The organism is Cellulomonas avistercoris (assembly GCF_014836445.1).
Lineage (GTDB): Bacteria > Actinomycetota > Actinomycetes > Actinomycetales > Cellulomonadaceae > Cellulomonas > Cellulomonas avistercoris.
The window spans coordinates 128,248-141,881 of sequence record NZ_JACSQV010000009.1 but is presented as its reverse complement, the minus strand read 5'-3'; the positions used below and the strand labels follow the sequence as shown (position 1 = coordinate 141,881).

Here is a 13,634-nt window from a genome sequence, read left to right as displayed (position 1 = left end):
GCACCACGGCGCACACCCGAAGGTCACGGCGTCACCCGGACGCGCCCCGGCGCAGCCGTTCGACGTGCGGGACCGGCGGCCTGGCACCAGACTCGCCAACCAGGTGGGCCACGGTGGCCTGCACCGACGCACGACGAAGGAGCGACATGGGCATCGGTACCGGCATCGCACTCCTGGTGATCGGGGCGATCCTCTCGTTCGGCATCTCCGACCGGCTCGAGGGCATCGACCTGACGGTCATCGGCTACATCTGCATGGGCGCCGGCGTGCTCGCGCTGATCCTGGCGATCGCGCTCAACTCCCAGCGCACCAACACCACGCACCGCCAGGTCGTCGAGCACCGTGAGGAGCCCCCGCTCCCGCCGACGGTCTGAGGACCCCCGCCCCGAGGCTCGACCGACGCCCCGCACCGGACCACCGGGCGGGGCGTCGTCGCGTCCGCAGCCACCGGCGCGCGTCCGCACGGCGGGCACGGGCGGCGCATGTCGGACGCAACGGACACAATGGGCGCCCCGCGTGCAGCAGCACCGCGCGCGGTGCCAGGGGTGACGACGAAGGGGGACGCATGGACCACGACGAGGCACGCGAGGCCAAGGCGCACGCCGTGGCGGTGGCACGCACGCTCGCGGGGGGCGCGGTGCACTCCGCCTCGGCGGAGGTCAGCGTCGCGCCGCTGGCCGTGGGGCTCGCGCCGTGCCCGGACGGCAGCTACGGGATCGCGCTGCGCTACCGCCTCGGGCTGCCGGGCGTGCGCTCGCTCGCCCACCAGGTCGCCGCCGAGATCGGCGAGGTCGGCAAGGTCGTCGACCTGCGCCGCACCGGGCGGATCCGCGCCCTCGCCGGGGCCGGGCACCGGTCGGGCGTCGGTACCGACGGGCCGACCGTCCCCGGTCCGCGCCCGCCCGTCGTCACGGCCCAGGCACTGGGCGAGACGGGCCGCGTGCGCCCGCTGCGCCCCGGCGTCTCCATCGCGCACGTCGACGTCACCGCGGGCACGCTCGGTGCGTTCGTGCAGGTGGGGGGCGTCGTTCACGCGCTCTCGAACTACCACGTCCTCGCGGGCTCGCCCGTCGCGCGTCCGGGCGACCTCATCCTGCAGCCGGGCCCGGCCGACGGCGGGCGCGCACCCGCGGACCGGGTCGGCACGCTGGCCGCGGCCGTGCCGCTCGCCGCCGGCACGACCGCCACGGTCGACGCGGCGATCGCCCTGCTCGACGACGCGGACGTGGACGCGACGTACCCGGTGGGCCGCATCACGACGACGGCCCGCGCGCTCGGCGGTGAGCTCGTCGCCAAGATCGGGCGGACGACAGCCGTGACGAGCGGGCGCGTCACCGCGATCGAGCTGGACGACGTCGTCGTCGGCTACGGCGAGGAGCTGGGCGACCTGCGGTTCGACGACCAGATCGAGATCGAGGGCACGGGCACCGCGGCGTTCTCCCGCGGCGGCGACTCCGGCTCGCTCGTCTACCGCGAGGACGGGGTCGCGCTGGGACTGCTCTTTGCCGGGTCGGAGATCGGGGGGGACAATGGACGCGGGCTGACCTACGTCAACCCCATCGATGCCGTCCTCGGGGCGCTCGACGCGACGCTGCTCGCCTGACGCGAGCACCGCCCCGCGCACCCGGGAGACGCGGGAGGTGCGCAGTGGCCGATCTGGACGAGGCACGCAGAGCCAAGGACGAGCTGAAGACCGCCCTCGCGGGGCGCCCCGGGGTGACGGCCATCGGGATCGCTCCTGATGCCGACGGCTACGGCGTGCTCGTCCGCGTCCAGGACGACGCGGTACGCGCGCGGGGCGCGGACGTCCCGAGGACCGTGCGGGGCGTGAACGTCCACGTCCGCCGTTCTGGTCCCATCACCGCCCAGGGCTGAGGAGGCAGGGCTGACGAGGCCAGGGCTGACGGCCCAGGTCTGACGGGGCGACCCTGCCCCAGCGGGCCCCGGAACGGCGGACGCGCCCGCACCCCGGAGGGTGCGAGCGCGTCGCCGTCGTCAGCCGCCGGACGTCAGCGGATGATGCAGGGCTGGCCGTTGAGCGTCGCGTCCGTCACCTGCTTCGGCGTCCCCGAGCCGATGAAGCCGAACGTCACGGCGTTGTGGTGGCCGATCGTGGAGTTCCACGCCGCGTTCTTCGCGGTGACGGTCGAGCCGGACTGCGTCGTCACGCTGCTCCACGACTGCTGGACGGACTCGCCGTTGGCGAACTTCCACTTCACCTCCCAGCCGTTCACGGGCTCCATCGTCGCGTTGAACACGGTGACGTTGCCCTGGAACCCGCCCTGCCACGAGCTGGTCGTGTCGACCTCGAGCTCGCAGACCGAGTCGTCGGGCACGTCCGGCGTGGGGGTCACCGACGGGGTCGGCGACGGCGTGGACGACGGGGTGACCGACGGCGTCGGCGTGACCGACGGGGTCGGCGTGGGGGTCGCGGTGCGCGTCGGGGTCGGCGTGGGAGTCGGCGTCGCGGTGCGGGTCGGGGTCGGCGTGGGCGTCGGCGTCACACCGCCACCACCACCGAAGTCGACGTCCACGCAGTTGTAGAACGACTCCGGGCTGTCCGTGCGCTCCCAGATGTTGAACAGGACGTGCTTGCCGCTCTTGTTCGAGGGCAGCTTCACGTTCCACCAGTACTCGGGCCCGGCGACGCCGCCCTCGCGCAGCGGCGGGTTGAGGACGCGGTCGAACGGCGCGGCCTCGAGGTCGTCCCAGCCGATGGCCTCGTTCTGGTTCCAGCCGTCCTTGGTGATCCACGTCGTGAAGTACCCGGGGTGACGCGCGACCGCGGCGTACTGGAAGGTCATCGTCTGACCCGGGGTGACGCGCGTGGTCGGCCAGGCGGACGACGGCGTGTTGAAGGCGGCGAACTTCGAGTCCGGGCCGCAGAGCTGGCCGTCGGCGATGGTCTCGTGGCGGCCGTTGATGGTGCCGAGCAGGTCGCCGAACCAGTTGTAGAAGCCGTAGCTGTTGTCGGCGAACGCGTTCTTGCAGGCCGCGTTGGTCGGCCGCATGTTGCCGGCCTCGCCCGCGGCCTGGCCGCCCGCGAGCCCGTCCTGGTAGCAGACCCACGTGCGCGTCGGGGGGTTGGTGAGCCCGCCGTGCGCCTGGGCGGCGGTGGGGATGGCGACGAGAGCGGTCGCGACGACCGCGGTGGCGGCGAGGCCGGCGAGGGTGCGACGGGTCGAGCGGTGTCGGGGCATGTGGGGGGTTCCCTCTCGCACGAGCGGCGGTCGTTGCCGCAGGGGGCGGGCACTGCTGGTGCAGTCTCGCGCCCAGCGTGCGGACCGCCGTGCGGTCGGACAAGGCTCCGAAACGTTTCCAGCACGTGCGATACCCCCTCCGCGGGGCGTGCCTGGGCACCACGCGGACGAGTGATCTCACCGACCTCTCACGAACGGCACTCGGCGGATCGGGGGTCGAGGCCCGATGATGGGCAGCGTGACGCGCAGGGGCTCGACCGCCAAGGGTGCGCACCGAGGTGGTCTCTCGGCTGCGGACCTCGGTGGCGTGCGCGGACTCGCCGTCGCCGCACACCGTTTCGACGCCTGCCGGGACGTCGAGGAGGTCGTCGCGGCGGCCGCGCAGGCCGCGGTCGACGTCCTCGGTGCGGACGCCTGCGCGGTGGCCCGGATCACCCAGGAGACCTGCCGGGTCGTGCACCTCGAGCCGCCCAGCAACGACCCCCGCTGGCACCAGTTCCTCAGCACCACGTACCGCGCCGACGAGCGCCCCGCGCTGCGCGCGCTGCTGCGCAACCGCGAGAGCTGGCTCGCGCACGCGTTCGACGCGCAGGGCCGCTCGGTGCACCCGGGCGACACGTCGGCCGGCGACCGGGTCGAGGTGGAGCTGCTGCGCGAGGTCGGCGCCGCGTCGGCGCTCACGTCGCCCGTCGTCGTCAACGACGTCGTGTGGGGCCAGATCTCGGTGGTGCGCGACTTCGACGTGCCGCTGTTCCACACCGACGACGTTGCGACCGCCGAGGTGCTCGCGGCGCTCGCCGCCGGCGCGATCGCGCGCGTGGACCTCGAGCAGCAGATGCGGCACATCATCGCCGACGACCCGCTCACCGGGCTGGCGAACCGGCGCACCGCCGACCAGGCCGCGGAGGTCGCGCTCGCGTCCGGACGCGAGACCTGCGTCGTCATGTGCGACGTGGACGGCCTCAAGCGCGTGAACGACGAGCTCGGGCACGACGCGGGCGACGACCTGCTGCGTGCCGTCGCGGACGTCCTGCGCCGCGCGGCCGACGCGATCGCGGGGGCGACGGCGGCACGCATCGGCGGCGACGAGTTCTGCCTCGTGACGGTCGACCAGCCGCGGGAGGTCGTCGCGACGACCATGGCGACGACGGTCGCGAAGTTCCCGCTGCCGCACGGCGCCGCCATCTCCTACGGCATCGCGTCGACCGCCGTCATGGGGTCCGTCGAGGCACGCCACCTGTTCCGCCGCGCCGACCAGGCGCAGTACCAGGCCAAGCGTCGCCGGGCCCGCGCCCGCGCCCGCACGACCCCGCCCATCTCCGACCCCGTGCAGGCCGTCGAGCGGCTCACCGCCAGCGGTGCGGTGGCCATCGGCGCCGCTGCGCCCGCGGTCGTGCCGCGGCTGTGCGCGTTCGCCGCGGCCGCGACCGAGACGCTCGGCGGCGACTCGTGGGCGGTGCGCGAGCGCATGCCCGGGTCGGACACGTTCACGACCGTCGCGCGCGGCGGCAGCTCCGCCGACTCCTCCGAGACCCGGCTGATCACGCTCGACCGGGACGAGTGGGTCGTCGAGATCGCCGTCGCCGCGGCCGCGTCGACGGGACGCCAGGTGCAGACCGCGCTGCGCGCGCTCGTCGCGATCGCGATCCTGGACGTCGGGGCGCCCTGAGCACTGGGCGCCGGCGTCAGCCGTGCAGCGGCAGGACGAGCGTCGCGTCCGCGCCCTCGACGACGCGCACCGGCACGCCCCAGTCCTGCGCCGCCAGGTGGCAGGCCGGGTGCTCGATGGCGGGGTCGGCGTCGCAGCTCGCGGCGCGCGCGGTCACGTGCAGGACGCCCTCGCCCACGCTCGGGTCGAGCCGCAGCGTGCGCGTGAGCGCGACGTCGTCGCCGGCGCCGTCGAGCAGCAGCCCCGGCGGGGTGGCCGAGACCTGCAGGGACGTCGACGGGCCCCACCGGTCGTCGAGCTTCTGCCCGGCCGCCGGGTGGAACACGACCTCGAGCGCGACGTCGGTCCCGATCTCGGTGACGGGCCGCTGCGTGCGGTGCGCGCCGCCGTCGACCTGGGTGCCGGCGCCCGCGGGCAGCGCGATCCGCGTGAGCCGGTGCGCGGCGGACTCGACGACCAGGACGTGGTCCGGGTCGCCCGCGGGGAGCACGAGCCCGCTGGGCTCGGCGAGGTCCGTCGCGAGCGTCGAGACCGTGCCGCCGTCCTGCCCCGGGACCCAGCGCCGCAGCGCGCCGTTGTAGGTGTCGGCGACCAGCACCGACCCGTCGGGCAGCGCCGCGACGCCCAGCGGGTGCTGGAACAGGGCCTGCTCCGCGGCGCCGTCGCGGTGGCCGAAGTCGAACAGCCCGGTCCCGGCGACGCTGTGCACGTGCGCGTCGGCCGGGTCGAGCCGACGCAGCGCGGACGTCTCGGCGTCGGCCAGCCAGACCTGCCCGGCGGCGTCGACCGACAGCCCCGACGGCTGCGCGAACCACGACTGCTCCGGCCCACCGTCCACGAGGCCCTCGTTCATGGTCCCCGCGAGGTGGGTGACCGAGCCCTGCTCGGCGTCGAACGTCCACAGCGTGTGGTTGCCCGCCATGGCGACGACGAACGCGGCGAGCTGCGGCGACCACACGACGTCCCAGGGCGAGGACAGCTTGACCTGCCGCGCCGGCCACCGGTCGCCGACGCCGCCCTCGACCGGGTGCGCGGTGCCGCCGTCGAGCGGCGTGACGTTGTCGACCGCACCGACCATGTACTGCTCACCGGTCCCGGCGACCGTCGTGACGTGCCCGTCGGCCAGGCGCACGCCACGCAGCGCGTGGTTGACGGTGTCGGCCACGAGCACGTCGTAGCCCAGCCGCTCCCGCAGCTCGTCCGGCACGAGGCACAGGCCGTTGGGCTCGCTGAACCGGGCGACGTCCGGGCCCCCGTCGACCAGCCCGCGCTCGCCCGACCCGATGCGCCGCACGAGCGTCTCGCCGTCGGCCGCGACCTCGGTGAGCGCGTGGTGACCGGCGTCGGCGACGAGGAACGACCCGCCCGGCAGCTCGACGGCCTTGGCGGGGAACCGCAGGGTCGTCGGCTGCGGCGTCGGGGCGACGTACGGGCCGTCGCCACGGTGCAGCGTGCCCTTGGCCTCGTGCTCGGCGACGAGCTCGTTCACCAGCGTCTCGACCGCGTGCGCGTGCCCCTCGCCCGCCATCTGCGCGACGACGTACCCCTCGGGGTCGATGACGACGAGCGTCGGCCAGGCGCGCGCGGTGAACGCCTGCCACGTCACCAGGTCCGGGTCATCGAGCACCGGGTGGTGCACCTCGTACCGCTCGACGGCGGCCGCGAGCGCGACCGGGTCCGCCTCGTGGACGAACTTGGGCGAGTGCACGCCGACGATGACCAGGACGTCGCGGTGCCGCTCCTCGATCTCCCGCAGCTCGTCCAGGACGTGCAGGCAGTTGATGCAGCAGAAGGTCCAGAAGTCCAGGACGACGACCTTGCCGCGCAGGTCGGCGAGGGTCACGTCCTTGCCGCCGGTGTTGAGCCAGCCGCGTCCCACCAGCTCGGACGCGCGGACACGGGGCAGTCGCGGTGCGGAGGTCGACGTCACGCGCGACATTCTCCCCGACGTGCTCGCGTGCCCACGTCGCACCGCACGAATGTGGTCACATCTCACGGCCCGCCGCGCGGACGTGGTCGCACATGTGACCACTTCCCGTGGCGGACGTGCCCGCGGCGGACGCGAGGGGGGCAGACGTGCGACGGCCGGGCGCAGCCGGAGGGGTGGCTGTGCCCGGCCGTCAGGGCCGTGCTACCCGTGGGTCGTGCCCCCGCGGGGTGGTGCTGCCGTCGGTGCGAACCGACGGGTCAGGGGGTGCGTCAGGCCGTCGCGCAGGTGGCCGTCAGCGTGCCGGGCGTGCCCGAGGCGATGAAGCCGGCCGTGGTGGAGGCACCGGCCGCGAGCGACCCGTTCCACGCGGCGTTCGTCAGCGTTCCTCCGCTGTACGAGCCGCTCCACGCCTGCGTGATGGTCGCGCCACCGATGGTGACCTTCCAGCCGCTGATGGCCGACGAGCCGGCCGTCACGGTGACCTCACCCTGCCAGCCGTTGCCCCACGAGCTCGAGGCCTTCACCGTCGCGGTGCAGGCACCGTTGCCCGGCTGGGGGCCCGGGGTGGTCGGCGCGGGCGTCGTGGGCGCCGGCGTCGTGGGTGCGGGGGTGGTCGGCGCAGGCGTCGTGGGCGCCGGCGTCGTGGGCGCGGGCGTCGTCGGGGCCGGCGTGGGAGTGCTCGCCGTGCCACCGATGTTGATGTCCGAGCAGATGTAGTACGGCTGGTCGAGGTGGCTGGCCTGCCAGATGGTGAACAGGACGGCGCGGCCCGAGCGGCCCGCGAGGTTCAGGTCGGTCTCGTACAGGCCCGTCGTGCCGTAGCGGCCGGTCTCCTTGACGAGGTCGAGGTCGTCCCACCCGAGCGCCTCGGTGGTCGGGTCGAAGCCGGCCTTCGAGACGTAGATCCGCATGTAGTCCGCACCGTGCTTGGCGCCGTCGGTGAGCGTCAGCTTGAACGAGGTCGGGACCGTCTTCATGATCCACGGGCCGGGGGTGTCGAGCGACGCGTACAGGCCGTTCTGCGTCTTGCCGCCGGAGCAGAGCTGACCGTTGGGGATCACGGCCTCGTGGCGGCCGCCGACACCCTCACGGAACAGGCCGTTCCAGTTCCACATCGTGTTGGGGTTGGCCTGGAAGGCCTGCCAGCACATGGGGTCGCGCTGCGCCATCGCAGGGTCCATGTGCGTGCCGCCCTCGCGGTCCCAGCAGCCGTAGTTGCGGGACGGCGGGTCGGTGACGGACCCGTGGGCGGACGCCGACGTGGCGACGAGGCCGGTGGCCGCGAGCGCAAGCGGTATGGCGAGGGCGAGCCTGGCGAGGCGGCCCAGCCGGCTGCTGGTGCGGATGGACATGCATGTCTCCTGGGGGTCGGTGACGAACGGCTACCGTCCGCGGACGCCCGCCGGTCGCATCGATGCGACCGACCGGCGACGGTGAGCGCGAGGGCTCGACCACCGTGCGGCCTGCACTGCCCCGACGCGAGGGTGCTAACCGTTTCAGCAGGACCTGGGTCCCGGGCTCAGCGCCGGTCGAGCACGTGGATGCGCGGGTGGTGCCCCTTGGCGAACACCCGCGTCGCGGACCGCGGCAGCCACAGGTCCGACGCGTCACGCACGACGCGCTCCATGACCTTGACCTCGTGCGTCAGCACGACGAGCCGGGCTCCCGGTGCGCTCACGGCGTGCGCCGCGCGCAGCAGGCCGGCGTGCAGCCGCGGCGCGTCGGCGTGCGAGCCGTGCAGCGTGCCCCACGGCGGGTCGGCGAGCACCACGTCGGCGGGTCCGCCCAGCGGGCCGAGGACGGCCGCGGCCAGCGCGTCCGCGTCGGTGGCGTCGGCGCGCAGCAGGACCGGTCGGGGCGGGCGCGCGAGCAGCCGGGCGGCCTCGAGGTTGGCGCGGGCGGCGTCGAGCGCGGTGGCGTCCAGGTCGACGCCCACGGCCCCGGCGGCCGGCCCCGCGAGCAGCCGCTCGACGAGCAGCGTGCCGGACCCGGCCATGAGGTTGAGCACCCGGTCCTCGGCGCGCACGCCCGCCAGGCGTGCGACGGCCGCGGCGATCGTCGCGTTGGCCGCACCGGGGAAGTCGGCGACGCGCCACGTGCGCGCGGACAGGGGCCGCGGGCCGACGCGCACGAGCACGTCCCAGCCGGGGTCGACCTCGGCCGTGCGCCCGCCCGGGCGTCCCGCCGTTCCCGCTCGTCCGGCGGCGGGCCGCGCACCGCGCCGCACGCGGACGACCAGGTCGCCCTCGTCCGGGTCGTGCTGCAGGCCCGTCGCCTCGTGCAGCATGCCCGCGAGCCGGGTGAACACCGCGGAGTCGGCACCGGCGGCCTCGAAACGGAACGTCGAGGAGCCCGCGACGCGCAGCGACGCGTACACCGCGTCGACGATCCGGCCCATGTGCTCGGGGCTGGTGAACGACTTGGGCCGCGGGACGTCGAGGTGCACCACGACCCACGCGGCCACGGCCGTCCGCAGCCCGGTGACGGCGGCGAGCGGGCCCGGCAGCGTCAGCGCGAGGGCGTCGTCGCGGCCGGGGACGTCGCGCACGCCCCGGACGCCGGGCAGCACGTCGGCGACCTCGTCGGCGAGGACGTCGCGCAGCCCGGGCAGGTACGTCAGCTCGACCGGCGTCGAGGCGGGCGGCCGGGGCGCTGCCGGGCGGCCGGCGGTGCGGGGTCCGGAGGTGCGGCGGTCGGTCTGCCGGTCGCGCCACGCGCGGCTCGCGGCGGCGGGCCGGTCACCACCGCGGGTGGGACCGGGGCGCCCGCCGCGCCGCGTGGTCAGGCCGCCACCGGCACGCGTGCGCCGACGGCGCGCAGCACGAACGCCTCGGTCTGCGCGATCGCGTGCTCGCGCTCCTCCCCGCCCTCGGGCAGGCCGCGCCCCGTGAGGCAGGCGTTGACCAGCGGGACGGTCGTGGCGAGGTCCTGGTCCGGGAACGCACCCGAGGCGATGCCGGCGTCGAGGATGCGGCGCAGGATCTGCTCGACCACGCCGACGTGCTCGCGGACGCGCTGCTGGGCGCCGCGCGAGAGCACCGACCGCAGCTCCGGGCCGGGGGCGACGTGGTAGACCCGCGTCAGCGAGGCCTGGGCGCGGACGTAGGCGCGCAGCTGCTCGACCGGGTCGTCGATGTCGTCGAGCGAGGCCTGCAGCCCGGCGGCGTACTGCTCGGTCTCGTGGGTGATGAACCCGAGGAGCAGCGACTCCTTGTCCGGGAAGTGGTTGTAGACGGCGGTGCGCCCGACGCCCGCGGCGGCGGCGATGTCCGCGAGCGTGATGACGTCGAAGCCCCGCTCGTTCATCAGCGTGGACAGGGCGTCGAACAGACGACGACGTGTCTGCTCGCGGTGCTCGTGCAGCGACGCCCCGATGATCTTCGGCATGCTGACATCATCGCACGCAATGTCAGGAAACTCGCGGCCCCCCATGACCCCGTCATGAGAAATGTGACATTCATCACGGCGGTTCGTCGCTTTCGCCTACAATGCCTTCAACGTCACCTTGCACGCCCTCAGACGGAAGCACCGAACGCATGAGCCGACACGCCCACCCCGCGCACGCGGGGGGCCTCCAGGGCCCCGCGCGCGTCGGCACCGTGCCCGCGCCCATCCCCGCCGCGCGCCCCGGTGACTGGCACGCGACGGAGCCGAGCGACCGGCCCACGGCGCTCGTGCGCGCGGCCCACGAGCGCTTCGTCACGTCCGGGGGCGACCCCGACCGCCAGGTCCGGCCGATCGTGGCCGACTCCTGGCGCCGCAGCCGGCGCGTCGGCGTGGACCCCGAGCTGCCCACTCCTCCGGTCGACATCGGCGGCTCCGACCTGGCGGAGCTGCGCAGCTCGCACCCGCTGTCCGGCGCCGTGCCGATCGTGCGGCGCCTGCTCGTCGAGCCCCAGGCGGGCTGGGTCGCGGCGCTCAGCGACGAGGCCGGCCGGCTGCTGTGGGTCGACGGCGACCACGACCTGCGACGCCCTCTCGACGACGTCGGCTTCGTCGAGGGCGCCGCGTGGCGCGAGGACGCCGTGGGCACCAACGCGCTCGGCACGGCCCTCGCCACGCGCCGCCCGCTCCAGGTGATGGGCGCCGAGCACTGGGCCCGGGTCGTGCACCCGTGGAACTGCGCCGCCGTCCCCGTCCACGACCCGCAGGGGCGCATGCTCGGCGTCCTCGACGTCACGGGCCGTGACGACGCCGCGTCCTGGATGGCACTCGCCCTGGTCCGCGCCACCGTCGCCGCGATCGAGGCGACCCTCACGTCCACCTCCGCCACCGCACCCGGCGCGCGGCTCGCGGTGCTCGGCGCGCACGGCGGCACGCTCCACCTGCCGACGGGCCGGCGGCGCCTGACGTGCCGCCACGCCGAGATCCTGCTGCTGCTCGCCGAGCACCCGGCCGGACTGCGCGGCGACGAGCTCGCGGTGCTGCTGTCCGAGTCCGAGCTGTCGGAGGTCACCGTGCGCGCGGAGATCTCCCGCCTGCGCCGGCTGGTCGGCCCGCTGCTGTCCGAGTCCCGCCCGTACCGGCTGACCGCCCCGCTGGAGACCGACGTCGACGTCGTGCGCGGGTCGCTCGCGGTCGGGGACGTCGCGGGTGCGCTGAGCGCCTACGCCGGCTCGGTGCTGCCGCGCTCCGCCGCACCCGGCGTCGCCCGCCTGCGCGAGACGGTGCAGGACGAGGTGCGGGCCGCGGCGCTCGCGTCCGGCGACCCCGACCTCGTCGCGCGCTGGACGGCGAGCGAGCAGGGGGCCGACGACTGGCAGGCGTGGCAGACCCTCGCGCGCGTCGCCCCCATCGGGTCGGCCGCCCACCTGCGCGCCCACACCCGGCTCGCGCAGCTCGACCGCGCGCTGCGCTGACCCCCGCACGCCGCGGCGACGGATTTCGTCGCGCCCCGGGCGTGGCGGGCCGCTCGCGGCGTCGTCGAAGCGGTTGGCGCGGACGTCGGCGCGCGCGCCCGGGAAGCGGCGCTGACCGGCGCGGGGGCACCGCGCGACCCTTCGGAGGACCCGGCCGTGACGGATCCCGTCGTGCAACGGTCGTGCAACGGTCCGCGCACTACCGTGAGTGCCGGTGGCATCGACGGCGACGCCTCTCGTGGGAGTCCGTCGCCCTGGTGCCCGGTCGGGCGGCGCGCGGGAGGGGGCGCGTCGCCCGGCCATCACCTGTGCACGGCACCCACGCGGCCCGGTTCCCGGGCCCGGACGTGGCCGCTAGCGTGGCGCCGTGGACACCGACGAGCAGCCCGAGCCCACCGCCGCCGCACGCCCGCCCGTGATCGAGCCGGACGGCAAGGACTGGACCTGGGTCGTCGAGGCCCGCTGCCCGCAGTGCGGTTTCGCCGCGTCGGACGTCGACCCCCACGGCATCGGTGGCACGGTGCGCGACCTCGTCCCGCGGTGGGTCGCGGTGCTGCACCGCGCCGACGCGCGCGAGCGCCCCGAGCCCCACGTGTGGTCGCCGCTGGAGTACGGCGCCCACGTGCGCGACGTCATGCGCGTGTTCGACGAGCGCGTCCGGCTCATGGTCGAGCAGGACGACCCCCTGTTCGCCAACTGGGACCAGGACGCCACGGCCGTCGCGGAGCGGTACGACCTGCAGGACCCCGCTGTCGTCGCCGACGAGCTCGTCCGCGCGGCCGACCTCACGGCCGACCGCTTCGACGCCGTCGCCCCGGACGCGTGGGAGCGCACGGGACGGCGCAGCAACGGCTCGCTGTTCACGGTCCGCACGCTCGGGCAGTACTTCCTGCACGACGTCGTCCACCACCTGCACGACGTGCGCGCCTGACCTCCCGCCGGCGCCGCCACGTCCAGCCCGCGGACGCTCCCCGGCGCGCCGGGGGCGACGCGCCGCGCCGGGCCGCCGCGATGTCCGGTTGCGAAACACAACCGCAGCAATGACTGTGTACGTTCCCGCCATGACCGGACCGTCGGCGGCCCCCGCCGTCCTCGACGGCAGCCACGTGCTCGCCGTTCCGCGCGGTACCCCCCTGCTCCCGCTGGCACGCGCCTGGTTCCCTGCGGCCGACTGGTCGCGCGAGCCGGCGACGGCTGCGCAGGCGGCGGCCGCGCGGCCCATGACCGGTGCCCGGTTCCGCGGCATCGCCGTCGCTCCCCCGGACCCGGCGGGCGTGCTCAGCCTCGACGGGGCCGTGGAGGTCGCGGGGCCGTACCCCGTCGACGCGGCCGGCGCCCGCTCGCTCGCGCTGCCACCGCAGGACAGCGACCTCTACGGCCTGCCCGCCGCGCCCGTCGCCGGGGCGACGCTGGCGCCCGACCTCGTCACCGGGTGGGCGACCGCCGTCGCGCGGCGCACCGGCGGCGGGATCCTGCCCGCCGCACGGGACCGCGCGATCGTCCCCGACCCTGCGGCGGCCGTCGACCTCACGCTCTGGTCGGCCGTGCCGCTGAGCCCCGTCGACGCCCTCCCGCTCGTGCGTCCCGCGCTGTCCGGCAGCCGGCTCGCGCCACCCCCGTCGCCCGCCGGCGGCGCACCCGAGGGGTTCACGCTCGTCGCCAGGTACGAGTACGACGGCGAGGTCGAGGTCCGCTGCTCCCGCTCGCGCGAGGTGCCGGTCGTGCTCTCGACGCTGGACTGGCGCGAGCACGGGCCCTGGGGCTACCAGGTGACGTGGCGCCCGCCGGACCCGCTCGAGCTCGACGTGCCGCACCCCTCCCAGCTGCACGTCATCGCACGTCAGCGCGTCACGCCGAGCATCGCGCGCGTCGTGGCGACGCTGTGGCGGACGGTCGGCGGGACGGTCGTCGACGCCGGCGGGTTCGTCGTGCCGCACGAGGAGATCGACGCGCGGGCGCGGGCGCGCTGAGACCTC

General features: G+C 75.4%; 12 protein-coding genes. 7 read left to right on the top strand and 5 right to left on the bottom strand.

All coding sequences use genetic code 11. From position 1 onward, the window contains the following. Positions 1-146 precede the first annotated feature (146 nt). The 3 genes from H9657_RS11925 (at position 147) to H9657_RS11915 (ending at position 1,875) form a co-directional block, all read left to right on the top strand. On the top strand, positions 147-374 hold the full coding sequence (locus tag H9657_RS11925; protein ID WP_191783629.1) for a DUF6458 family protein: 228 nt from the start codon (positions 147-149) through the stop codon (positions 372-374). A gap of 191 nt (positions 375-565) precedes the next feature. Then, entirely contained in the window at positions 566-1,603 is a 1,038-nt protein-coding gene (locus H9657_RS11920; RefSeq protein WP_191783628.1) for a chymotrypsin family serine protease, read from the top strand. 44 nt (positions 1,604-1,647) lie between these two features. Beyond that, complete coding sequence (locus H9657_RS11915) at positions 1,648-1,875, top strand: hypothetical protein (RefSeq protein ID WP_191783627.1); 228 nt, start codon at positions 1,648-1,650, stop codon at positions 1,873-1,875. A 134-nt stretch (positions 1,876-2,009) separates the two neighbouring features. On the opposite strand, the gene H9657_RS11910 is transcribed toward H9657_RS11915, so the two are convergent. Continuing rightward, entirely contained in the window at positions 2,010-3,200 is a 1,191-nt protein-coding gene (locus H9657_RS11910) for a lytic polysaccharide monooxygenase (RefSeq protein WP_191783626.1), read from the bottom strand. A 229-nt stretch (positions 3,201-3,429) separates the two neighbouring features. Here H9657_RS11910 and H9657_RS11905 point away from each other — a divergent pair, with 229 nt between their 5' ends. Then, complete coding sequence (locus tag H9657_RS11905; RefSeq protein ID WP_225215215.1) at positions 3,430-4,869, top strand: GGDEF domain-containing protein; 1,440 nt, start codon at positions 3,430-3,432, stop codon at positions 4,867-4,869. A 16-nt stretch (positions 4,870-4,885) separates the two neighbouring features. Here the strand turns inward: H9657_RS11905 and H9657_RS11900 are convergent, their stop codons facing one another. The 4 genes from H9657_RS11900 to H9657_RS11885 form a co-directional block, all read right to left on the bottom strand. Further along, the gene (locus H9657_RS11900) at positions 4,886-6,808 is read right to left on the bottom strand and encodes an NHL domain-containing thioredoxin family protein (RefSeq protein WP_191783624.1); all 1,923 of its coding nucleotides are present in this window, start codon (positions 6,806-6,808) and stop codon (positions 4,886-4,888) included. Between the two features lie 260 nt (positions 6,809-7,068). Continuing rightward, entirely contained in the window at positions 7,069-8,151 is a 1,083-nt protein-coding gene (locus H9657_RS11895) for a lytic polysaccharide monooxygenase (protein ID WP_191783623.1), read from the bottom strand. Positions 8,152-8,318: 167 nt separating this feature from the next. Then, a complete protein-coding gene (locus H9657_RS11890) occupies positions 8,319-9,368 on the bottom strand; it encodes a class I SAM-dependent methyltransferase (RefSeq protein ID WP_318241460.1) in 1,050 nt (349 codons plus the stop codon). 212 nt (positions 9,369-9,580) lie between these two features. Continuing rightward, the gene (locus tag H9657_RS11885; RefSeq protein ID WP_191783622.1) at positions 9,581-10,186 is read right to left on the bottom strand and encodes a TetR/AcrR family transcriptional regulator; all 606 of its coding nucleotides are present in this window, start codon (positions 10,184-10,186) and stop codon (positions 9,581-9,583) included. A 149-nt stretch (positions 10,187-10,335) separates the two neighbouring features. On the opposite strand from H9657_RS11885, the gene H9657_RS11880 reads away from it, so the two are divergent. The 3 genes from H9657_RS11880 (at position 10,336) to H9657_RS11870 (ending at position 13,628) form a co-directional block, all read left to right on the top strand. After that, complete coding sequence (locus H9657_RS11880) at positions 10,336-11,658, top strand: GAF domain-containing protein (protein WP_191783621.1); 1,323 nt, start codon at positions 10,336-10,338, stop codon at positions 11,656-11,658. A 367-nt stretch (positions 11,659-12,025) separates the two neighbouring features. After that, positions 12,026-12,589 carry a DinB family protein gene (locus tag H9657_RS11875; protein ID WP_191783620.1) on the top strand — a complete coding sequence of 188 codons (564 nt, stop codon included), beginning with the start codon at positions 12,026-12,028 and terminating at the stop codon, positions 12,587-12,589. Positions 12,590-12,719: 130 nt separating this feature from the next. Further along, entirely contained in the window at positions 12,720-13,628 is a 909-nt protein-coding gene (locus H9657_RS11870; RefSeq protein ID WP_191783619.1) for a hypothetical protein, read from the top strand. Positions 13,629-13,634 lie beyond the last annotated feature (6 nt).